Consider the following 22,535-nt stretch of genomic DNA (forward strand, 5'->3'; position numbering starts at 1 on the left):
CTACTGCCTCTTGTTGCGGTTGCTGAGCAGGAAGCCGATGCCGATGCCGACGACGAGGAAGACACCGACGTACCACCACACGCCGAAGACGGAGCCCTCGTCCTCGTCGTCCTTGTCCTCCTCGGCCTTCGCCACGGCCTGGTCCTCGGCCTGGAGCTGCGGGGCCGGGCCGGTCGCGTTGAGCTGGGCCACCAGGTCGGTGCCGCCGAAGTCCTTCGGGTCGGCGCCGGTCGCGTGAGCGGCGAGGATCAGCTGGGCGTAGGCGGCGGGGCCGCTCTGCTCGGCCCAGTCGGCGGCGTTCTGCTCCAGCCAGGTCAGCGGCTTGGCCGCCTGCGCGGCGCCGCCCTGCGCGGCCAGCGCGACCACGGCGTCCGCGGTGTTGCCGTAGTCGGGCTGGTCCTCGGCGCCGGGGAGGGCGGAGGTGAGGTGGCCGTCCTTGGCGAGGGTCCTGGTGAGGTAGGCGGCGCCGTTGGCGGCGGCCTGCTCGGGGGTCTTGGCGTCGGCGCAGGTGGGCTCCGCCCGCCGGCCCGCCTCGCTACCCGCCTCGGGGGCGAGGCCCTTGCCCAGCGCGCCCAGGACGGCCGCCGCGGTCGCGTCCGCGTTGGCCGCCAACGTGCCCTTCTTGTCGGGCTGGTAGGCGAAGGCGCCGCCGTCCTTCTCGCCGCACGGGATGGCCAGCTTCAGCAGGGCGTCGTAGGGAGACTCGCCGTCCTTGACGACGGCGTCCGGCCTCTCGCCCGCCGCGGTGAGGGCACCGATGACGACGGCGGTGGAGTTGGCGTCGCTCGGGCCGCCGGGGGTGTAGCCCCAGCCGCCGTCCTTGTTCTGCACGGACTTCAGCCAGTCGACCGCCTTGCCGGTGGCGGCCTCGTAGTCGCCGACCGCGGCGAGGGCCTGGACGGCGGCGGCCGTGCTGTTGGTGTCGACCATGGTCTTGGCGTCGCAGTCCTTGGCGGGCTCGGCCCGGAAGGCGGCGAAGCCGCCGTCGTCGCACTGCTGCCGGGCCAGCCAGTCCGTGGCCTTCCAGGCGGGCTTGACGCCCACCGTGTGCTGGGCGAGCAGGGCGAGCGACTGCCGCCAGACGCCGTCGTAGGTCGGGTCGGACGTGCCGTACAGGCCGGAGGGCAGGGCCACCGACGGCGACGGGGACGGGTCGGCGGCCTGCGCGACCGGGGCCGCGACGGTGCCGAGCACGACGGCGGCGGCCAGGGCCGCGGCGCTGTGGCGTACGACGTTCATGATCGGCGGGTGCCTCTCCCTGCGGGGAGCCGGGCAGCACGGGGCACCCCCGGGCGGCTCGGCTCCGTATACCTCGACGGTGCCCGCACACCGGCCGGTTGCCGGTGCACGTGAGCCGGTCACGTCCGTGCGGGGCATTCCGGCTCACAGCTCGGGCTGCGCACAGCTTCGGCTGGGCACGGCTACGGCTGCACACGGTTGCGGGTCAGCGCCGGATTTGCACCGGCTTCCCCCCGTACGGGTGTGATGACGACGCGGCCACTTTACCCGGCCGTAGCGCAAGCCCCGAGGGGCCGGTCAGTCCACGTAGTGGAGCGCTCGCCCCATGAGTCCGCATGAGTGGCCCGGCTCACATGGCGTGACAGGTCCGTCCCCGACACCATGGTGGTCGTTGCCGGCGGGCTGAAGGGATCCAGAATGTTCCGCAAGGTGCTGGTCGCCAACCGCGGTGAGATCGCGATCCGCGCGTTCCGCGCGGGTTTTGAACTGGGCGCGCGCACCGTCGCCGTCTTCCCTCACGAGGACCGCAACTCGCTGCACCGGTTGAAGGCCGACGAGGCCTATGAGATCGGCGAGCCGGGGCATCCGGTGCGGGCCTACCTCTCGGTGGAGGAGATCATCCGCGCCGCACGCCGCGCCGGGGCGGACGCCGTCTACCCGGGTTACGGGTTCCTGTCGGAGAACCCCGATCTGGCCCGGGCGTGCGAGGAGGCGGGCATCACGTTCGTCGGGCCGAGCGCGGACATCCTCGAACTGACCGGGAACAAGGCGCGCGCGGTGGCCGCGGCACGCTCGGCCGGCGTGCCGGTGCTGGCTTCCTCGGCGCCGTCGACGGACGTGGACGAGCTGGTCCGCGCTGCCGAGGGCATCGGGTTTCCCGTGTTCGTCAAGGCGGTCGCGGGCGGTGGCGGGCGCGGTATGCGCCGAGTCGAGGATCCCGCCCAGCTGCGGGAGGCCATCGAGGCCGCGTCCCGGGAGGCGGCGTCCGCGTTCGGCGACCCCACGGTCTTCCTGGAGAAGGCCGTCGTCGAACCCCGCCACATCGAGGTGCAGATCCTCGCCGACGGGCACGGTGACGTCATCCACCTGTTCGAGCGCGACTGCTCGGTGCAGCGCCGCCACCAGAAGGTGATCGAACTCGCGCCCGCGCCGAACCTCGACCCGGCGCTGCGCGAGCGGATCTGCGCCGACGCCGTGCGGTTCGCCCGGCAGATCGGCTACCGCAACGCCGGCACCGTGGAGTTCCTCCTCGACCGCGACGGACACCACGTCTTCATCGAGATGAACCCGCGCATCCAGGTCGAGCACACGGTCACCGAAGAGGTGACCGACGTCGACCTCGTGCAGGCGCAGCTGCGCATCGCCGCCGGTGAGACGCTCGCCGACCTGCGACTCGCCCAGGAGACCGTCACGTTGCGGGGCGCGGCCCTGCAATGCCGTATCACCACGGAGGACCCGGCCAACGGTTTCCGCCCGGACACCGGCAGGATCAGCGCCTACCGCTCGCCCGGCGGCTCGGGCATCCGTCTCGACGGCGGAACCACCCACGCCGGTACGGAGATCAGCGCGCACTTCGACTCCATGCTGGTCAAACTCACCTGCCGCGGCCGGGACTTCACCACCGCCGTGGGCCGCGCCCGGCGTGCCGTGGCCGAGTTCCGCATCCGCGGCGTGGCCACGAACATCCCGTTCCTGCAAGCGGTGCTGGACGACCCGGACTTCCAGGCCGGCCGGGTCACCACGTCGTTCATCGAGCAGCGCCCGCACCTGCTCACCGCACGCCACTCCGCCGACCGCGGCACCAAGCTGCTGACCTACCTCGCCGACGTCACCGTGAACAGGCCGTACGGCGAGCGGCCCGACCTGATCGACCCGCTGACCAAGCTGCCGCCGCTGCCGGACGGTGAGCCACCGGCCGGTTCCCGGCAGCGGCTCGCCGAACTCGGCCCGGAGGGCTTCGCCCGCGGGCTGCGCACGTCACCGACGATCGGCGTCACCGACACCACCTTCCGCGACGCCCACCAGTCGCTGCTCGCCACCCGGGTCCGCACCAAGGACATGCTCGCCGTCGCTCCGGTGGTGGCGCGTACCCTGCCGGAGCTGCTGTCGCTGGAGTGCTGGGGCGGTGCCACCTACGACGTCGCCCTGCGCTTCCTCGCGGAGGACCCCTGGGAGCGCCTGGCCGCCCTGCGGGAGGCCGTGCCGAACATCTGCCTGCAGATGCTGCTGCGCGGGCGCAACACCGTCGGCTACACGCCGTATCCGACCGAGGTGACCGACGCCTTCGTCGAGGAGGCGGCGGCCACCGGCATCGACATCTTCCGCATCTTCGACGCCCTGAACGACGTCGAGCAGATGCGGCCCGCCATCGACGCCGTACGACAGACCGGAACGGCTGTGGCGGAGGTGGCGCTGTGCTACACCTCCGACCTGTCCGATCCGTCCGAGCGGCTCTACACGCTGGACTACTACCTGCGGCTGGCCGAACAGATCGTGGCCGCGGGCGCCCACGTCCTGGCCGTCAAGGACATGGCGGGCCTGCTGCGGGCACCGGCCGCGGCGAAACTCGTATCGGCCCTGCGCCGGGAGTTCGACCTGCCGGTCCACCTCCACACGCATGACACCGCCGGTGGTCAGCTCGCCACGTACCTGGCCGCGATCCAGGCGGGCGCGGACGCCGTGGACGGAGCGGTGGCGTCCATGGCGGGCACGACCTCGCAGCCGTCCCTGTCGGCGATCGTGGCCGCGACCGACCACTCCGACCGGCCCACCGGCCTGGACCTGAAGGCCGTCGGCGACCTGGAGCCGTACTGGGAGAGCGTCCGCAAGGTCTACGCCCCCTTCGAGGCGGGACTGGCCTCGCCGACCGGCCGCGTCTACCACCACGAGATCCCCGGTGGGCAGCTGTCCAACCTGCGCACCCAGGCGATCGCGCTGGGCCTCGGCGACCGCTTCGAGGAGATCGAGGCGATGTACGCCGCGGCGGACCGGATGCTGGGCCGCCTCGTGAAGGTGACCCCCTCGTCGAAGGTGGTCGGCGACCTGGCGCTGCACCTGGTGGGCGCCGGTGTGTCCCCGGGGGACTTCGAGGCGGCACCGGACCGGTTCGACATCCCCGACTCCGTCATCGGCTTCCTGCGCGGCGAGTTGGGCACCCCGCCCGGCGGCTGGCCCGAGCCGTTCCGCAGCAGGGCGCTGCGGGGCCGCGCCGAGCCCAAGCCCGTACAGGAACTGAGCGCCGACGACCGTGCGGGGCTCGCGAAGGACCGGCGGGCGACGCTCAACCGGCTGCTGTTCCCCGGGCCGGCGCGCGAGTTCGACACGCACCGTCAGACGTTCGGCGACACCGGTGTGCTGGACAGCAAGGCCTTCTTCTACGGGCTGCGCCCCGGCAAGGAGTACGGCGTCGACCTCGAACCCGGAGTGCGGCTGCTCATCGAGCTGCAGGCCATCGGCGACGCCGACGAACGCGGCATGCGTACGGTGATGTCGTCGCTGAACGGTCAGCTGCGGCCGATCCAGATCCGCGACAGGGCAGCGGCCTCCGACGTCCCGGTCACCGAGAAGGCGGACCGGGCCGATCCCGGCCATGTCGCGGCGCCGTTCGGCGGCGTGGTGACGCTCGCGGTCTCGGAGGGCGACGAGGTGGCGGCGGGTGCCACGGTGGCCACCATCGAGGCGATGAAGATGGAAGCCGCGATCACCGCTCCGAAGTCCGGCACGGTGGCCCGGCTGGCCATCAACCGCATCCAACAGGTCGAGGGCGGCGACCTCCTCGTGGAACTGACCTGAGCCGACACGCCGACCGCTCCTGGGCGGTTGGAGTGGGGCGGTCGGAGGGAGAGCGGTCGCAGGGGGAGCGGTCGGAGGCTGAATGGCCGCTGGTCACCACACGCTCTGGACGTCCGCCTCGTGCACGCTGTGGCCCGGTTTTCGTTGTGTGGGCGGTCCGGCTCGTTGTGCCGGTGGTGCGGTGTGCGTCGGTACGGCCTGCTCGGCCCAGATGACCTTGCCCTGCGGGGTGTACCGCGTACCCCAGTGGTCCGCCACCTGGGAGACCAGGAACAGACCGCGGCCGCCCTCCTCGGTCGTGGTGGCGTATCGCAGGTGCGGCGAGGTGCTGCTGCCGTCGGACACCTCGCAGATCACGGTGCGGTCGAACAGGAGCCGTACGTGGATCGGCGGTGAGCCGTGCCGGATGGCGTTGGTGATCAGCTCGCTGAGCACGAGTTCCATCCCGAAGGAGAGCTCGGACAGACCCCACTCGTCCAGCTTCCGCGCCGCAGCGGCGCGCATGCCGGCGACAGCGGCCGGGTCACAGGGCACGTCCCAGTCGGCGACCCGGTCGGCCGGGGTGGCCAGGGTGCGGGCGATGAGCACTGCCACGTCGTCCTTGGGCCGCTCGGGCAGGAGTTCCTCCACCACAGCCTGGCAGTGTTCGTCGGGCGAGCGGTCGCGGTGCCGGGCGAGCGCCTCGCGCAGCATGTCCATGCCGACGCCCAGATCCCGCGAGCGGTCCTCGATGAGCCCGTCGGTGTAGAGGACGAGCCGGGTGCCTTCCGCCAGGTCGAGTTCGACGGTCTGGTACGGCATCCCTCCGAGGCCCAGCGGCAGGCCCGCCGGCACGTCGGCGAACGTGACGTCGCCGTCGGTGCCCACCAGGGCGGGGGCCAGGTGCCCGGCCCGTGCCATCGTGCAACGGCGCTCGACCGGGTTGTAGACGGCGTAGAGGCAGGTGGCACCGATGACGCCGGAGTCGCGGTCCGCATCCGACTCGTCCTGGTCGATACGGCCGACCAGGTCGTCGAGACGGCTGAGCAGCTCGTCGGGCGGCAGGTCGAGGGTGGAGAAGTTGTGCACGGCGGTGCGCAGCCGGCCCATGGTGGCCGCGGCGTGCAGACCGTGGCCGACGACGTCGCCGACCACCAGCGCCACCCGGCCGCCCGGCAGCGGGATGACGTCGAACCAGTCGCCGCTCACACCGGACTGCGCGGGCAGATAGCGGAAGGCGACTTCGAGCGCGTTCTGCTCGGGCAGCGCGCGCGGCAGCAGACTGCGCTGGAGGGCGACGGCGAGGGTGTGCTCGTGGGTGAAGCGGCGGGCGTTGTCGATGCTGAGCGCGGCGCGGGCGACCAGTTCCTCCGCCAGGTACAGCTCCTCCTCGTCGAAGGGCTCCGGTTTGCGGCAGCGCCAGAAGGCCGCCACCCCGAGCATGATGCCGCGGGCCTGGATCGGGACGGAGATCATGGAGTGGATGCCGCGTGCCTCGATCATCCTCATCTGCTCGGCGTCCTGCAGATGCAGTCCCGTCGAGGCGGCCAGATCCGGCACCAGCTCCGAACGACCCGTGCCCATGCCCCGGGCGTGCGGTGTCGAGGGGACGAAGTCGATCAGGCTGCCGACGTCGTAGAAGGGATGGTCCTCCCGGATGCCCTTGACGGCGGTACGGCGCAGGCCCGTCCCGGCGCCCATCGGCTCCTCGCCCTGCAGCACCGCGTCGACCAGGTCCACGGTCACGTAGTCGGCGAACCGGGGCACGGCGATCTGGGTCAGTTCCTCGGCCGTACGCGTCACGTCGAGGCTGTCGCCGATGCCCAGACCCGCGTCGTAGAGGAGTTTCAGGCGCTCGCGGGCCATCTCGGCCCGGCCGGAGAGTGCCCGCAACTCGGTGGAGTCGCGCAGGGCGACCACCGTGCCGTCGGGGCAGCCGCCGTCGCGTGCCGTGGGCCGCTGGTTGACCGCGAGCAGGCGCTCCCCGGCGAGGTGCACCTCGTCGGTGGCCGTGCGCCCGGAGGTCAGCAGCTCCCGGATGCCCCGGGGCAGGCCGGTCAGCTCCGTCACCGGGCTGCCCTCGGCGTCCGGGGGCAGGTCGAGAAGCCGTACGGCCTCGTCGTTCGCGAGGAGCAGTCGGCCGTCCGCGCTGACGATGAGCAGACCTTCGCGCACGGAGTGCAGGACCGCGTCGTGGTGCTCGTACATCCGCGTCATCTCGCTGGGGCCCAGGTTGTGGGTCTGCCGTCGTAGTCGCCTGCTGACCAGCGCCGTTCCGGCCGTGGCCGCCGCCAGTCCGGCCGCTCCGGCGCCCAGGATGAGCGGCAGCTGCCGTTCCATGTGGCTGGTGATCGTCTTGACCTTCAGACCGGCGGAGACCAGCGCCACCACGGTGCCTTCGCTGCCCCGCACCGGGACGGTGGCCTGTACCTCGTGGCCGAGCGGCCCGTGCACGCTCTCGGTGTAGACCCGGCCGGCCAGCGACGGCTCGATCTGTCCCACGAAGCGCTTGCCGATCCGGTCCGGCTGGGGATGCGTGTACCGGATGCCATGGGTGTCCATGACGACGATGAAGTCGACGCCGGCCGACTGCCGGCCCGCCTCGGTGAGCGGCTGCAGCACCTTCGACGGCTCGGGGGCCCGCAGCGCGGACAGGATGCCGGGGGAGTGGGCGAAGGTCTGGGCGACGGCGATGGAGCGGCGCTTGGCCTCGGCGCTGTCGGCGCGCTGCGACTGCACCACCTGCGCCACCACGGCGCCGGTCACCAGCAGCACCACCAGCGCCACCTGCAGGAGGAACACCTGACCAGCGACGCTTCGCGGACTTCTGGTGCCCAGAAGCCGCGAGAGTATCCCCATAAAACGACCAAATACGTCCACTGGGGTCATTCCTACAGGAAGAACGTCCCTCTGACTAGCTCCGTACGTACCTCACCGGATCGCTCCCCGGCACCGCCTCCGCGCGCCCCAGTTTCACCAGGCGGCGCAGATGGGCCTCCGCCTCCGAGACGGCGATGGTGCGGGAGTCGTAGGGGATCTGGTGCCAGGGGCGGTTCCAGTCCATGCGCTCGGCGAGCTGCCAGGGGGTGAGGGGCTCGGTGAGGAGGAGGGCCAGGCCCGTCAGGCGGGACTCGTGGTGGGTGAGCAGCTGCCGTACGCGGGCGGGGGCGTCGGTGAAGGGATGCTGGTGGGCCGGGAGGATCTCGGCGGGGGAGAGGTGGGCGATGCGTTCCAGGGAGGCGAGGTAGTCGCCAAGGGGGTCGGTGACGGTCGTGTCGTCCGGGTCCTCGTACAGGCCGATGTGCGGGGTGATCTCGGGCAGGACGTGGTCGCCGGAGAGCAGGCGGCCGTGGCCGGGGAGCCGGGACGGGTGCTGCTCCTCCAGGTGCAGGCAGACGTGGCCCGGGGTGTGCCCCGGCGTCCAGATCGCGCGCAGGCGGCGGCCGGGGAGGTCGAGCAGTTCGCCGGGGACGATCTCGCGGTCGGGGAGGGCGGGGGAGAGGCCCGGGAGGGGCCCGCGGGCGGTGCGCAGGGGTGCCACATGGGCCTCGGGGCGCCGGCGGCGGTGAGTTTGTCCGCCATGTACGAGTACCAGTGCTCGGGGCGGGCCTCACGCGTGCGTCGTACCACCGCCGAGTCCGCCGCGTGCATCGCGATCCACGCGCCCGACGCCTCCCGTACCCGGCCCGACAGTCCGTGGTGGTCGGGGTGGTGGTGGGTGATGACCACGCCGTGGACCTCGGCGGCCGATGTACCGCACGCCACGAGCCCGGCGACGAGGGTGTCCCAGGACGCCGGATCGTCCCAGCCGGTGTCGATCAGTACCGGGCCGGCGTCGGTGTCGACGACGTAGACGAGGGTGTGGCCGAGGGGGTTGTCCGGGATGGGCACCCGCAGGGACCGTACGCCGCCGCCATGGTCGTACACCGGTGTCATGGGTCCCTCGTCCCGGCTGCTGGTCATCCGCATCTGCCCTCCACCCCACGCCCCCACCGCCATTGCCCACTATAACTAGAACTGGTATCAGTTCTGAAACACCGTCAGGCCGGGAGGGCAGTCGCCATGACCGAGCTCGTGGAACACGGACAGCTGTTCATCGGCGGGGAGTTGACCGATCCCCTGGGCAAGGACGTCATCGAGGTGGTCTCCCCGCACACTGAGGAGGTCATCGGGCGCGTACCGCACGCGTCCGCGCAGGACGTGGACCGGGCGGTCGCGGTCGCCCGCCGGGCGTTCGACGAGGGGCCCTGGCCGCGGATGTCCCTCGACGAGCGGATCGAGGTCGTCGGGCGGATCAAGGACGGGATCGCCGCCCGGCACGAGGAGATCGCCCGCGTGATCTCGTCCGAGAACGGGTCGCCGTACTCCTGGAGCGTCCTCGCGCAGGCGCTCGGCGCGATGATGGTCTGGGACGCGGCCATCAGGGTCGCGCGGGACTTCACGTACGAGGAGACGCGCGACGGCGTGCTCGGGCGGATCCTCGTGCGGCGCGAGCCGGTCGGGGTCGTCGCGGCCGTCGTGCCCTGGAACGTCCCGCAGTTCGTGGCCGCCGCCAAGCTCGCGCCCGCGCTGCTGACCGGCTGCACGGTCGTGCTCAAGCCGTCGCCGGAGTCGCCGCTGGACGCGTATCTGCTCGGCGAGATCGCGAAGGACGCCGGGCTGCCGGACGGCGTGCTGTCCATCCTGCCCGCCGACCGCGAGGTGAGTGAGTACCTCGTCGGGCACCCCGGGATCGACAAGGTGTCGTTCACGGGGTCGGTGGCGGCCGGGAAGCGGGTGATGGAGGTCGCCGCGCGCCATCTGACCCGCGTCACGCTGGAGCTGGGCGGCAAGTCGGCGGCGGTCGTGCTGCCGGACGCGGACGTGGCGACGGCCGTGGCGGGGATCGTGCCGGCGGCCTGGATGAACAACGGGCAGGCGTGTGTGGCGCAGACGCGGATCCTGCTGCCGCGCTCGCGCTACGAGGAGTTCGCGGAGGCGTTCGCGGCGGCCGCGAGCGCGCTCGTGGTCGGGGACCCGCTGGATCCGGCGACGCAGGTGGGGCCCCTGGTCGCGCAGCGGCAGCAGCGGCGCAACCTCGACTACATCCGCATCGGCCAGGAGGAGGGCGCGAAGATCCTCACGGGCGGCGGGCGCCCGGCGGGCCTGGAGCGCGGCTGGTACGTCGAGCCGACCCTCTTCGGCGACGTCGACAACTCGATGCGGATCGCCCGGGAGGAGATTTTCGGCCCGGTGATCTGCCTGCTGCCGTACGACGACGAGGCCGAGGCCCTGAAGATCGCGAACGACTCCGAGTACGGGCTGAGCGGCAGCGTGTGGACGGCCGACGTCGAGCACGGCATCGAGGTCGCGCGGCAGGTCCGTACCGGTACGTACTCGGTGAACACCTTCAGCCTGGACATGCTGGGCCCGTTCGGCGGCTACAAGGACTCGGGGCTGGGGCGGGAGTTCGGTCCGGAGGGCTACGGCGAGTACCTGGAGCACAAGATGATCCACCTGCCCGCCGGTTGGGAGGGCTGAGGGGCCATGGGTGATCGCTGGCAGGTCCAGGTCGACCGCTCCCTGTGCATCGGCTCCGCCCAGTGCGTCCACCGGGCCCCGGACGCCTTCCACCTCGACACGGGCCGCCAGTCCCACCCCACCGACCCGGAGACGGACGCGGGCGAACGCATCCTGGCGGCCGCCGAGAACTGCCCCGTCGAGGCGATCACGATCATGGTGCTGGGGAGCGGGGAGGCGGTGTTTCCGCCGGAGGAGTAGTTCAGTAGTCCACCTGCTGCCGGACCGACGGGGCATTTTGGTAAAAATCAACACCTAGGGGGTGTTCTTCGCGGGCAGGCGTTCTAGTCTGGTAATAGGCCTACGAGGCGAGTGAGGGAGTTCGACCGGAGTAGCCGACTCCGGCGAGAAGTTTCGGCTTCCGCTGGTGCCGACGTCGACGGTCGGGCTGAGAGGCCCGAAGGTCATAGGGCCGAGAGGTCTTATGACTGGAAGGCGACCCCCAGCCACCTGATCCGGGCAATGCCGGCGAAGGGAACCCGTCTCGTAGGTCACTTCTGTGTGTCCGGGTGCCGGGGTCTGTGTGTCTGGGTGCCGGGGGGTCACTTCTGTGTGCCGGGCGTCGTCAGGTCGATCAGGCGGCACACCGTCTCGATGTCGATCTTGACCTGGGCGATGGAGGCGCGGCCCGAGAGCCAGGTGATCAGGGCTGAGTGCCAGGTGTGCTCGATGACGCGGACGGCGGAGAGCTGGGCAGGGGTCGGGTCGTCCAGGCCCATGGCGTCCAGGATGATCGCCGTGGTCTGCCGGGAGACCTGGTCCACCTCGGGGCTGACGCTGCGGTCCGCGAAGGTGAGGGCGCGGACCATCGCGTCGGCGAGGTGCGGCTCCCGCTGGAGGGCGCGGAAGGCGCGCATCAGCGTCTCGGCGACCCGTTCCGCCGACGTCTCGCCCGTCGGGGGCTTCTTGCGCAGCGTGCCGTGCATGTGCTCCAGCTGGTCCTGCATCGTGGCGACCAGCAGATGGATCTTGGACGGGAAGTAGCGGTAGAGGGTGCCGAGGGCCACCTGCGAGGACTCCGCGACCTCCCGCATCTGCACCGCGTCGAAACCACCCCGGCTGGCCAGCTGCGCGCTCGCCCGCAGGATGCGGCGCCGGCGTGCCTCCTGCCGCTCGGTGAGGGGCGGCGTGGCGGGGGTGGCGGGTCGCGCGCTTCTGGCTTCCGCCTTGGCTTCCGCTGGCATGAGGTCCCGTTTCGTGACAGTCCGTGAGGGCGTGCGATCAGACAGCATGGCAGGCCCGGGGCGCTGCCGCGTGCCTCGGCGTGCCGTGGCGTGAATCACCTGATCCACTGCTCCCAGCGGGCCTACCTGCCGGTAGATTCAGAGCCTCTTGAACGATCAAGTCTGTAACTTGTTCTAGATTAGCGTCCCGGCGTAATGTCGCGGGACAGTGCAGGGAGAAGGGGGCCCAGAGTGACCGCTGAGGCCAGTCAGGCGGGCTCCCCGGCGGGACCCGCGGCCGACGGCTTGCGACCGCTCCGTATCGCGCTCCTCACGTACAAGGGAAACCCGTTCTGCGGCGGCCAGGGCGTCTACGTCCGGCACCTCTCCCGCGAACTCGCCCGCCTCGGCCACCACGTCGAGGTCATCGGCGCGCAGCCCTATCCCGTCCTCGACGAGGGCTACGACGGCCTCGGCCTCACCGAGCTGCCCAGCCTCGACCTGTACCGCCAGCCCGACCCCTTTCGCACGCCCGGGCGCGACGAGTACCGGGACTGGATCGACGCCCTCGAAGTCGCGACCATGTGGACCGGCGGCTTCCCCGAACCGCTCACCTTCTCCCTGCGGGCGCGCCGCCATCTGCGCGCCCGGCGCGGCGACTTCGACGTCGTGCACGACAACCAGACGCTCGGGTACGGGCTGTTGGGAGACGTCGGCGCGCCCCTCGTGACGACGATCCACCATCCCATCACCGTGGACCGGCAGTTGGAGCTGGACGCGGCGCAGGGGTGGCAGCGGCGGTTCTCCGTGAAGCGGTGGTACGGCTTCACGCGCATGCAGAAGCGGGTGGCGCGGCGCCTGCCGTCCGTGCTCACCGTCTCCGGTACGTCACGGCAGGAGATCGTCGACCATCTCGGCGTCCGCCCGGACCGTATCCACGTCGTGCACATCGGCGCCGACACCGACCTGTTCTCGCCCGACCCGGCGGTGCCGCAGGTGCCGGGGCGAATCGTTACGACGTCCAGTGCCGACGTGCCGCTGAAGGGGCTGGTCTTCCTCGTCGAGGCGCTGGCGAAGGTGCGCACCGAGCATCCCGAGGCCCACCTCGTCGTCGTGGGGAAGCGGCCCACGGAGGGGCCGGTGGCGCAGGCCGTGCAGCGGTACGGGCTCGAAGGCGCTGTCGAGTTCGTCAAGGGCATCTCCGACGCCGAGCTCGTCGACCTCGTGCGGTCGGCGCAGGTGGCGTGCGTGCCGTCGCTCTACGAGGGCTTCTCGCTGCCGGCGGCGGAGGCGATGGCCACGGGGACGCCGCTGGTCGCCACGACCGGCGGGGCGATTCCCGAAGTGGCCGGGCGGGACGGGGAGACATGCCTCGCGGTGCCGCCGGGCGACGCGGGCGCGCTGGCCGCCGGGCTGGGCCGACTCCTGGGCGACGCGGATTTGCGCGCCCGCCTCGGCACGGCGGGACGCGAGCGGGTCCTACAGCACTTCACCTGGGCACGCGCCGCGGAGGGCACAGCGGCCCGCTACCGGGAGGCGATCGCCCGCTCGGGGGCGGGCGCCTCCGGCGGATCTCCGGCCGGTGAGCGAGGGGGCGGCGTTTTCAGCGGCTCGGTGGCCGGTGAGCGAGGGGGCGGCGTCTCCGGCGGATCTCCGGCTGGAGTTAGGGCGGGCGGCGTTTCCGGCGGATCTTCGGCGGGTGAGCGAGGGGGCGGCGTTTTCAGCGGCTCCGTGGCAGGTGAGCGAGGGGGCGGCGTCTCCGGCGGATCCCCGGCCGGAAGCCGAGCGGGCGGCGCCTCCGGCGGATCCCCGGTCGAGAACCCGACAGGCGGCATGTCCAGCGGCTCCCCGGCTGAGAACCCCACCGGCCGAGCCCCCGGCGGCGTATCCCCGAGCCTCGCCCCTACCCCTACCCCCGCCCCCGCGCCCTCCGAAGCCACCCCCACCCGTACCACCGGCGTCTACCGCGAAAGCAGGACCACGTGCTGACCGTCGACTTCTCCCGGTTCCCGCTCGCCCCGGGCGATCGTGTGCTGGACCTCGGCTGTGGTGCCGGGCGGCATGCGTTCGAGTGCTATCGGCGGGGTGCGCAGGTCGTGGCGCTCGACCGGAACGGTGAGGAGATCCGCGAGGTCGCCACGTGGTTCGCGGCGATGAAGGAGGCGGGCGAGGTCCCCGAGGGCGCCACCGCGACCGCGATGGAGGGCGACGCCCTCGCGCTGCCCTTCCCCGACGAGTCCTTCGACGTCGTCATCATCTCCGAGGTGATGGAGCACATCCCGGACGACAAGGGCGTCCTCGCCGAGATGGTGCGGGTGCTGAGGCCGGGTGGGCGGATCGCCATCACGGTCCCGCGGTACGGGCCCGAGAAGGTCTGCTGGGCCCTCTCCGACGCCTACCACGAGGTCGAGGGCGGCCACATCCGCATCTACAAGGCCGACGAGCTGCTGGCGAAGATACGCGAGGCGGGGCTCAAGCCGTACGGCACCCACCACGCGCACGCCCTGCACTCCCCGTACTGGTGGCTGAAGTGCGCGTTCGGCGTCGACAACGACAAGGCCCTGCCGGTGCGGGCGTACCACAAGCTGCTGGTCTGGGACATCATGAAGAAGCCGCTGGCGACCCGCGTCGCCGAGCAGGCGCTGAACCCGCTGATCGGCAAGAGCTTCGTGGCGTACGCGACCAAGCCCCACCTTCCGCGCGTCGCCGAGGAGGCGGCCGCACAGTGACCACTTCCCGGACAGAACACCTCGTCCTGCCCGGGGTCCTCACCGCCGAGCAGGCCGCCGCGACCGTCCGCGGGATCCTCGCCGTGCAGCGGGAGGACGGGGCGATACCGTGGTTCCGCGGGCACCACCTGGACCCCTGGGACCACGTCGAGGCCGCGATGGCGCTGGACGCGGCGGGCGAGCACGAGGCCGCCGAGCGGGCGTACCTGTGGCTGGCGACCCATCAGCACCCGGACGGCTCCTGGTACGCGGCCTACGCCGACGGCGCGCACGACGACGTCACCGACCGGGGCTGCGAGACCAACTTCGTCGCCTACACGGCCGTAGGCGTCTGGCACCACTACCTCTCCACCGGCGACGACACCTTCCTCGACCGCATGTGGCCGGTCGTCCACGCGGCGATCGAGTGGGTGCTGCGGCTCCAGCAGCCCGGCGGGCAGATCGGCTGGAAGCAGCAGGAGGACGGCACGGCCGTCACGGACGCGCTGCTCACCGGGTGCTCCTCCATCCACCACGCGCTGCGCTGCGCGCTCGCCATCGCCGAGCAGCGCGAAGAACCGCAGCCCGACTGGGAGTTGGCGGTGGGCATGCTGCGGCATGCGATACGCCGGCACCCGGAGCGGTTCCTGGACAAGGACCGCTACTCGATGGACTGGTACTACCCCGTGCTGGGCGGCGCGCTGGCCGGCGCCGAGGCCAAGGCGCGGGTGGAGGAGGGCTGGGACCGGTTCGTCGTCCCCGGCCTCGGGGTGCGGTGCGTGGTCCCCAATCCGTGGGTGACCGGCGGGGAATCGGCCGAACTCGCCCTGGCGCTGTGGGCGATGGGCGAGTCCGACCGCGCGCTGGACATCCTGCAGTCGATCCAGCACCTGCGCGATCCGGAGACCGGCCTGTACTGGACGGGCTACGTGTTCGAGGACGACGCGATCTGGCCACGTGAGCTGACCAGCTGGACGGCGGGCTCGCTGCTGCTCGCGGTCGCCGCGCTGGGCGGCCACGAGGCGACCTGCGCGGTGTTCGGCGGCGATCGCCTGCCGGCGGGGCTGGACCCGGACTGCTGCGGCTGACTGATCGTGGCTGACGGCACCCAAGAGCTCGGTGGGATCCGTCGAGTGGCGAGTGCCTTGCCGCGCACCCGTGGCCGAAACCCGAAAGCCGCGCCCTCACAACTGCCGCTCATTTACCCCACGTTCGGGTGGAGTTGACCACTCCGGGGAATGGTGTTCCACGGGGTCTCTGATGATCCTGCCCCCTTGAGCGGCAGGAGGGCCGTTGTCCGAGGAACCCAGACTCACCACCCGCAGAACGACACACCGCCGGGTCCCGCGCCTCGTCGTCGTCGCGCTGCCGCTCGCCCTCGCCGGTCTGCTGTCGCTGCTGATCTCCGGCAACGCGCTCCGGCCGTTCGAACGCATCACGGTCATCGAGTCGCGGATGGCGTCCAAGTCCGACTACTTCAAAGACCCCGAAGTGAAACGGCTGTTACTCAAGCACGGCATCCGCGTGGACATCCGCCGCCTCGGCTCCCGAGGCATCGCCACCCGCTCCCTGAAGGGCCTGGACGTCGTCTTCCCGTCCGGTCAGCCCGCCGCGAAGCTGATCCTGGACCGGCCGGACGACACCGGGCAGTCGGTGCGCCCCTTCGTCTCCCCGCTGGTCCTCGGCAGCTTCCGCGACTACGCGGAGACCCTCGTGAAGGCGGGCGTGGCCACACCGCAGCGGTCGACGAGCGGGGAACCGACGCTCTACTACGACCTCGACATGGCGAAGTTCATGACCCTGCTCGACGGCGTCGACGACGAGGGCAACCCCCGGGACGGCGAGGGCAGTGAGGCGGACACCTGGAACGGCATCGGCTTCAAAACCGTCACCGGCGGCAACCGCAGCAACAGCGGCAGCGTCCTGGTGCGCACGTCCAACGTCTGCGAGTCCAACTCCGCCGGCACCTATCTGAGCCTGCTCGCCTTCGTCGCCAACAACGCGAAGACCCCGGGCTCCAGCCACCCCAACGAACCCCGGCGCGCCAAGGAGGAGGTGGACCGGATCGCCGCGAAGATCAAACCCCTCGTCAGCCTGCAGGGCATGTGGGCCGACGAGCAGGCCGACAGCTACTTCTCCGCCCTCGGCGAATCCATCGCCTCCATCGCCGTGATCTACGAGCACCAGTTCCTGGCCCACCAGATCGCCCACCACGAAAAGCACGACGAGCAGGACACCAACCGCGTTCTGCTCTACCCCAGGCCCTACGCGCTCACCGAGCCGCAGCTCATCTCCCTGAGCCCCCGGGGCGACCGGCTGGTCGAGCTGATCAGGGAGGACGAGGAACTGCGCCGGCGGGCGCTGGAGCTGGGCTTCCGCATCCGCTTCTCCGGTGAGAGCGGCGCCAGCGAGGAACTGGACAAGTACCTCCAGGACCACGGCATACAGCAGCCGGTCCCCAACCCCGACCAGACCAAGGCGCTCGAACCCGACCTGGACATCCTGCAGGACATCATCAACTACGTCGGCGAGTGCCCACCGCCCAACCCGGGCGGCTCCGAATGACACGGCTCGTACGCGCCCTGACGGCCTCGCTCACCCTGGTCCTCCTCGCCGGCCTCACCTCCTGCACCCAGGACCAGGACCCGGTCACCCTCCGGGTCGTCGCCAGCCCCGAACTCGCCGACATCGAGCCGCTGCTGGACGAGCTGGAGGAGGACACGGGCGTCGCGCTGGAGATGGAGTACGAGGCGAACGCGGATCTCGAAGGGCAGTACCCGGGCAGCCCGGCGTACGACCTGGCGTGGCTCGCCTCGGACCGCTCCTTCACGCTCCGCGTCCAGGCCTCCGAGGGCGCCCTGACCCGGCCCGAGACCACCCCGGTCATGCGCTCACCCGTCGTCGTCGGCCTCGAACCCGACGTCGCCGACAAGCTGAGCAAGGCCGCCCCCGAGGGCCGGATCTCGTGGGCGGACGTGGCGGACGCCGCCGCCGACGGCACCGTACGGTTCGGGATGGCCGACCCCCGGCGCAGCGACACCGGCCGCGCCGCGCTCGTCGGCGTCGCCACCGCCGCCGCCCGCACCGGGCGCGCGCTGCGCGAGGAGGACGTCTCCTGCGACCGGCTGCGGGGCTTCCGCTCCGGCCAGAGCCTCACCGCGGACAGCTCCCGGGACCTGATCGACGCCTATCTGAGCAAGCCGGGCGGCACCAACGCGCTGATCGCGCACGAGGCGGAGCTGCTGTCGCTGAACGCCGACGACCGGCGGGACGAGCCCCTGCGGATCGTGCACCCCGACGACGGCATGGTGCTCTCCGACTTCCCGCTGCTGCTGCTCGACCAGGAGCAGCGGTCGGCGTATCGCAGGGTGGTGGACTGGCTGCTGAGCGACGACACCCAACGCGAGCTCATGGAACGCACCTTCCGGCGCCCGGTCAGCCACGACGTCGAGCCGTCCGAGCCGCTGCGCACGGACGTCGGCAACGCGCTCTCCTTCCCCGACAGCCTCTCCATCGTCCAGCAGCTGATCACCGACTACGGCGACCCCCGGAGCCGCACCGCCGACCAGGTCGTCTTCGTCCTCGACTTCTCGACGTCGATGCGCGGCGAGCGGATGGCCGAGCTGCGGGCCGCCTTCGCGGGGCTGAGCGGCGCCGACGAGACCTCCACCGGCAAGTTCGCCCGCTTCTACCGCGGCGAGCGGCTCACCGTCGTCCGGTTCGGCGGCCGGATACTTCAGGAGCGTACGGTGACCGTGCGCGGCGACGCCGACCTTCGTACCCTCGACCAGCTGGTCGCCGAAGGCGGTTACGACGACGCCACCGCCGTATGGACCGCCCTCGACCGGGGCTACCGCATCGCCACCGACGCCGTACGCGACGACCCCGCACGGCCCGTCGCGATCGTGCTGATGACCGACGGCGAGAACAACGCGGGCATCACCTACGAGGAGTTCCTGCGCCGCCACGACTCCCTCGGCAGCGACGCCGACGCGGTGCCCACCTTCCCCGTCCATTTCGGAGAGGCCGACGCGGCGGCCCTCGAGCGCGCCGCCGCCGCGACCGGCGGCCGCATGGTCGACGCGGGCCTCTCCTCCCTCTCCGACGCGTTCAAGGAGATCCGTGGGTGTCATTGATGGTCAGTGGTGGGGCCTGTGGTGGCCGTGGCTGCTCGTCTGGGCCGCCACGGCGGCGAACTTCGCCATCGTGCTCGGATACGGGTGGCGGCGCCTGCGCAGTCGGCGCAAGCCGGGCGGGACGCACCTCGACATGTGCTTCTACCTGCACAAGCAGCGCGTCATGGACATCTACGAGGTCGGCGGCTTCGCCCAGTCCCTGAGCCAGGAGGTCGCCCACCGGCTCCAGGTGCAGAACAACTACGGGCTGTGGGGCAGGCTCTTCTTCTGGATGGGCAAGGCGGAACGCGGCGTCACCCGGGAGCAGGTCACCACCTACCTCCGCGAGGCCAACCCCATGAACGTCATCGGCGTCGTCATGGACGCCATGCGCAAGGAGGACCGCGTGGTGGACGCCGACCTCATCGAGGGCGACCTCGTTCTCAACCGGGAGAGCGCGGACCGGCTGAGCCGCCGATACCCCGACGGGGAGATCCCCCTCAGCGCCCTGGGGCTGGCATACGTCTCCGTCACCGGCGGCTTCACCGCGAAACGGGAGGAGAACGGCGTCCGCCTCAGTGCCCCGTACGGCACCGGCGCGCACGTGGAGATCATGTGCTTCGAGGCCCAGGGCCGTGGCGACTTCCACGAGGACCACTACTACACCGGCAAGTTCACGGCCCGCTGCCTGGGCAAGGTCCTGGCCTGGGACGAGGGCCAGAAGAAGCTGACCCTCGACCCGGTCGCCATCTTCCGCTGAGCCGTCAGGAGTTCAGCTCGGCCAGCACCCGCAGGGTGTGCGGGTCCGGGGCCAGCACCAGCAGGTCGGTCACCGGGCCCTTGCGCCACAACTCCAGCCGCTGCGCGATGCGTTCCCGCGGTCCGACGAGGGAGATCTCGTCCGCGAACGCGTCCGGCACCGCCCGCACGGCCTCCTCCCGCCGCCCGTCGAGGAACAGCTCCTGGATCCGCCGGGCCTCCTCCTCGTACCCCATGCGCGCCATCAGCTCGGCGTGGAAGTTGCGCCGGGCGTGCCCCATGCCGCCGATGTAGAAGCCGAGCATCGCCTTGACCGGCAGCAGCCCCTCGGCGACGTCCCGGCAGACCCGGGCCTGCGCCATGGGGGCGACGAGGAAGCCCTCGGGAGCGCCGGCGAGGGAGGGCTCGTACACGTCGGTGCGCAGCGGCGACCAGTACAGCGGCAGCCAGCCGTCGGCGATCCGGGCGGTCTGCGCGATGTTCTTCGGGCCCTCGGCGCCGAGCAGGAGAGGCAGGTCGGGGCGGAGTGGATGGGTGATCGGCTTGAGCGCCTTGCCGAGGCCGGTACCGTCCGCGCCCCGGTACGGATGTGGGTGGAACCGCCCGTCGACTTCGACGGGGGCCTGCCGCTCGAGGACCTGCCGTACGACATCGACGTACTCCCGGGTCGCGGTCAGCGGCGAGGACGGGAACGGCCGCCCGTACCAGCCCTCCACCACCTGCGGCCCGGACAGCCCCAGCCCCAGCATCATCCGCCCGCCGGAGAGGTGGTCGAGGGTGAGGGCGTGCATGGCGGTGGTCGTGGGAGAGCGGGCGGCCATCTGGGCAACGGCCGTGCCCAGTTTGATGGTTGACGTATGGGCGGCGATCCAGGTGAGCGGGGTGAAGGCGTCCGAGCCCCACGACTCCGCGGTCCACACGGAGTCGTACCCGAGCCGCTCGGCCTCCCGCGCGAGCGTCACGTGGTCGGGGGAGGGGCCGCGGCCCCAGTAGCCGAGCGCGAGACCGAGTCGCATGCCGCCTCCTGACTGTCCGTCAGCTGACAGGCGTCGACTGTACGACAACGGCCCCCCGCCCGGAAGGGCGAGGGGCCGTACGTACGGCGGGCAGGTCAGCCGCGCTGGATACCGGTCGTGTCCTGCAGGACACCCCGGCGGCCGTCCTGCGTCTGCGCGACCAGCGCCGGACCGCGCTGCTCGACGGCCAGGTACCAGGTGCCCGGCGCCAGTTCGGCGATCGGGGTGGGCGAGCCGTCCTCCGCGAACAGCGGGCGCGGCACCGGCACGGCGAACCAGAACGGCGAGAAGTCGGCGGCGGGCGGCTGCGGCTGGCCGTAGGGCTGACCGGGCTGGCCCGGCTGCGGCTGGCCGTAGCCGGCGGGCTGCTGGGCGCCGGGGTAGCCGTAACCGCCCTGCGGCTGGCCGCCGTAGGGCGGCTGGGGGGCGGCGGGACGGGGAGCCGGGATGAGGGCGCCCTTGAGGGCGGGGACCAGCGGGGTGGCGATCGCGGCGGCGGCCATGACGAGGGTGGCGACCAGGGCGAGGATCAGGCCGATCCCGGCGTCGGGGCCGTCGGAGGAGCCGGTGCCGAAGTTGTTGGCGGCGCTCGCCGGATCGAAGACGTTGCCGAGCGCGCTCCACGCGGCGAACACCGTGAAGGCGACACCGAACTGACCGAGGTCGAGCCCCGCGACCTTCGGGGCCTGCGGCAGCCCACGGCCGACGACGACGAGTGCGGCGCCGATGACGCCCGCCAGCACGACGCTCATCAGCACCGGGCCGCTGCCCCACAGGCTGGGCATGTCCAGGCCCTCCGGCGCGCCGTCGGACGAGTAGAAGTCGAGAAACGACGCGATGAACAGCAACACCGCTGCTCCGATCACCACGCCGTCGCCTCGAGTGAGGGAGCGGATATTCACTTCAGGTCCTTCGTAGGTCGTCTCGTCGTCGGTAGAGGCGTCGCTGTCACCATGTCGCCGTACGGCCCCGGTGTGAAGCGCGGGGGTGGCCCCTCATCGTGGGGATGACACTATCGTCCGTACGAACGACCTGTCCGCCGGTATGATCGCGCCGATCACTACCCGCGCAGGAAACTCACGATTCCCTCAGAGATCCCTTGCGCCGCCTTCTGCCGCCAGGCTCCGCTGATCAGCAGGGCCGCGTCCTTGCTATCGCGCATGTTGCCGCACTCGATGAAGACCTTCGGAACCGTTGACAGATTGAGACCGCCCAGGTCCTGACGCGTGACGAGACCGGTGCCGCCGCCGACGTAGTTGGCGGGCGCGCTGCCGGTGACGCGGACGAAGCTGCCCGCGATGCGTTCGCCGAGTTCGCGCGACGGTGCGACGATCGGCCGGGTGTCGGCGGCGCCCGCGTGCACGGACGCCGGGAGGATGACATGGAACCCGCGGTTGCCCGTCCCGGAACCGTCCGCGTGGATGGAGACGACCGCGTCGGCCTTCGCCTCGTTGCCGATCCGCGCCCGCTCGTCGATGCACGGCCCGTACGTCCGGTCGCCGTTCTGCGTCAGCTTCACCGTGGCGCCCTGCTCTTCAAGGAGAGCGCGCAGCTTGCGGGCGACGTCGAGGGTGAACTCGGCTTCCGTGTAGCCCGCGTTGGTCGCCGTGCCGGTGGTGTCGCACTCCTTCCAGTTCGTCCCGATGTCCACCTTGCGGTTGATCTCGGCCGTGTGCTGGAAGTTGTGCGGGTTGTGGCCCGGGTCGATGACGACGACCTTGCCGCTGAGCGGGGCCGCGGCGGAGGGGGCGGGTGCGGGCTCGGCGGCGGGGGACGTGGAGGAGGCGGTGGGCTTCGCGCTCGACGAGGACGCGGGTGACGGGGACGTGGGTGACGGGGACACCTGGGGCGTCGAGGGGGCTTTGGCCTCCGTACGCCCCGACCCCGGTCCGCCGGTGTCACCCACCGCCTCGTACACCAGCCAGCCGAGCAGTGCGCCGGGCACCAGGGCAGTGACGGCGACGGTCATCGCCCCGCGGTGACGGCGGCGGGGCGCGGGCGAATCGAACTCCGGACCTGTGTACGACACGCCTGCCACCCTAGGGCCTGTCCGGCGGATCATGTCGGAGACGCGGGGCGTGGCACGCCCGTCTGCCGCGTTGTCGTCGGTCGCCGACGCTCCGCGTCGACTCCCTCCTCCGCCTTGCAGTTGGACGCACCACGCCCCGCTCACCTGCGCTTATGAGGCGCCGCCGCTTGCCTCCG

The 22,535-nt window shown here is 71.5% G+C and carries 15 protein-coding genes, 1 pseudogene and 2 riboswitches; of the genes and pseudogenes, 9 read left to right on the forward strand and 7 right to left on the reverse strand.

The genetic code is table 11. The annotated features are described in order from the left end of the window. A complete protein-coding gene (locus HJD23_RS29780) occupies positions 1-1,239 on the reverse strand; it encodes a prenyltransferase/squalene oxidase repeat-containing protein (RefSeq protein ID WP_171110949.1) in 1,239 nt (412 codons plus the stop codon). Between the two features lie 132 nt (positions 1,240-1,371). Further along, a riboswitch (cobalamin riboswitch) is annotated at positions 1,372-1,472 on the reverse strand. Positions 1,473-1,656: 184 nt separating this feature from the next. On the opposite strand from HJD23_RS29780, the gene HJD23_RS29785 reads away from it, so the two are divergent. Then, the gene (locus HJD23_RS29785) at positions 1,657-5,031 is read left to right on the forward strand and encodes a pyruvate carboxylase (protein WP_171110947.1); all 3,375 of its coding nucleotides are present in this window, start codon (positions 1,657-1,659) and stop codon (positions 5,029-5,031) included. Positions 5,032-5,124: 93 nt separating this feature from the next. Here HJD23_RS29785 and HJD23_RS29790 read toward each other — a convergent pair whose 3' ends face one another. Together HJD23_RS29790 and HJD23_RS29795 are read right to left on the reverse strand one after the other, a co-directional pair. Then, positions 5,125-7,869: a SpoIIE family protein phosphatase gene (locus tag HJD23_RS29790; protein ID WP_171110946.1), complete on the reverse strand. Its 2,745-nt coding sequence runs from the start codon at positions 7,867-7,869 to the stop codon at positions 5,125-5,127. 55 nt (positions 7,870-7,924) lie between these two features. Beyond that, positions 7,925-8,946: pseudogene (locus HJD23_RS29795) on the reverse strand (MBL fold metallo-hydrolase). A gap of 126 nt (positions 8,947-9,072) precedes the next feature. Here HJD23_RS29795 and HJD23_RS29800 point away from each other — a divergent pair. Together HJD23_RS29800 and HJD23_RS29805 are read left to right on the forward strand one after the other, a co-directional pair. Next, positions 9,073-10,530: an aldehyde dehydrogenase gene (locus HJD23_RS29800; protein ID WP_171110944.1), complete on the forward strand. Its 1,458-nt coding sequence runs from the start codon at positions 9,073-9,075 to the stop codon at positions 10,528-10,530. Positions 10,531-10,536: 6 nt separating this feature from the next. After that, positions 10,537-10,770, forward strand: a complete 234-nt coding sequence (locus HJD23_RS29805) for a ferredoxin (RefSeq protein ID WP_171110942.1) — start codon at positions 10,537-10,539, stop codon at positions 10,768-10,770. A gap of 178 nt (positions 10,771-10,948) precedes the next feature. Then, positions 10,949-11,063, forward strand: a riboswitch (TPP riboswitch). A gap of 48 nt (positions 11,064-11,111) precedes the next feature. Here HJD23_RS29805 and HJD23_RS29810 read toward each other — a convergent pair. Then, a complete protein-coding gene (locus HJD23_RS29810) occupies positions 11,112-11,753 on the reverse strand; it encodes a TetR family transcriptional regulator (protein WP_171110940.1) in 642 nt (213 codons plus the stop codon). A gap of 231 nt (positions 11,754-11,984) precedes the next feature. Here HJD23_RS29810 and HJD23_RS29815 point away from each other — a divergent pair, with 231 nt between their 5' ends. The 6 genes from HJD23_RS29815 to HJD23_RS29840 all read left to right on the forward strand — a co-directional run bounded on the left by HJD23_RS29815 (position 11,985) and on the right by HJD23_RS29840 (position 19,315). Then, entirely contained in the window at positions 11,985-13,721 is a 1,737-nt protein-coding gene (locus HJD23_RS29815; protein WP_240980849.1) for a glycosyltransferase family 4 protein, read from the forward strand. Beyond that, positions 13,715-14,461: a class I SAM-dependent methyltransferase gene (locus HJD23_RS29820; RefSeq protein WP_171110937.1), complete on the forward strand. Its 747-nt coding sequence runs from the start codon at positions 13,715-13,717 to the stop codon at positions 14,459-14,461. The genes HJD23_RS29815 and HJD23_RS29820 overlap by 7 nt, the downstream gene beginning before the upstream one ends. Continuing rightward, positions 14,458-15,528 (forward strand): prenyltransferase, encoded by a 1,071-nt coding sequence (locus HJD23_RS29825; protein ID WP_171110935.1) that lies wholly within the window; start codon positions 14,458-14,460, stop codon positions 15,526-15,528. The genes HJD23_RS29820 and HJD23_RS29825 overlap by 4 nt, the downstream gene beginning before the upstream one ends. A gap of 205 nt (positions 15,529-15,733) precedes the next feature. Further along, complete coding sequence (locus HJD23_RS29830; RefSeq protein ID WP_171110933.1) at positions 15,734-17,005, forward strand: hypothetical protein; 1,272 nt, start codon at positions 15,734-15,736, stop codon at positions 17,003-17,005. Continuing rightward, positions 17,002-18,576: a VWA domain-containing protein gene (locus HJD23_RS29835; RefSeq protein WP_171110931.1), complete on the forward strand. Its 1,575-nt coding sequence runs from the start codon at positions 17,002-17,004 to the stop codon at positions 18,574-18,576. The genes HJD23_RS29830 and HJD23_RS29835 overlap by 4 nt, the downstream gene beginning before the upstream one ends. Continuing rightward, the gene (locus HJD23_RS29840; RefSeq protein WP_171110929.1) at positions 18,563-19,315 is read left to right on the forward strand and encodes a hypothetical protein; all 753 of its coding nucleotides are present in this window, start codon (positions 18,563-18,565) and stop codon (positions 19,313-19,315) included. Before HJD23_RS29835 ends, HJD23_RS29840 begins: the two co-directional genes overlap by 14 nt. Before the next feature lie 4 nt (positions 19,316-19,319). Here the strand turns inward: HJD23_RS29840 and HJD23_RS29845 are convergent, their stop codons facing one another. From HJD23_RS29845 to HJD23_RS29855, 3 genes are all read right to left on the reverse strand, one after another. After that, a complete protein-coding gene (locus HJD23_RS29845) occupies positions 19,320-20,330 on the reverse strand; it encodes an LLM class F420-dependent oxidoreductase (RefSeq protein WP_171110927.1) in 1,011 nt (336 codons plus the stop codon). Positions 20,331-20,425: 95 nt separating this feature from the next. Further along, complete coding sequence (locus HJD23_RS29850) at positions 20,426-21,232, reverse strand: DUF5336 domain-containing protein (protein ID WP_171110925.1); 807 nt, start codon at positions 21,230-21,232, stop codon at positions 20,426-20,428. A 158-nt stretch (positions 21,233-21,390) separates the two neighbouring features. After that, on the reverse strand, positions 21,391-22,359 hold the full coding sequence (locus HJD23_RS29855; protein WP_171110923.1) for an N-acetylmuramoyl-L-alanine amidase: 969 nt from the start codon (positions 22,357-22,359) through the stop codon (positions 21,391-21,393). Positions 22,360-22,535: the final 176 nt, after the last annotated feature.

Origin of the sequence: Streptomyces sp. Z423-1, assembly GCF_013009255.1 — a bacterium.
In the GTDB taxonomy this organism is placed as follows: Bacteria; Actinomycetota; Actinomycetes; order Streptomycetales; family Streptomycetaceae; genus Streptomyces; species Streptomyces gossypiisoli.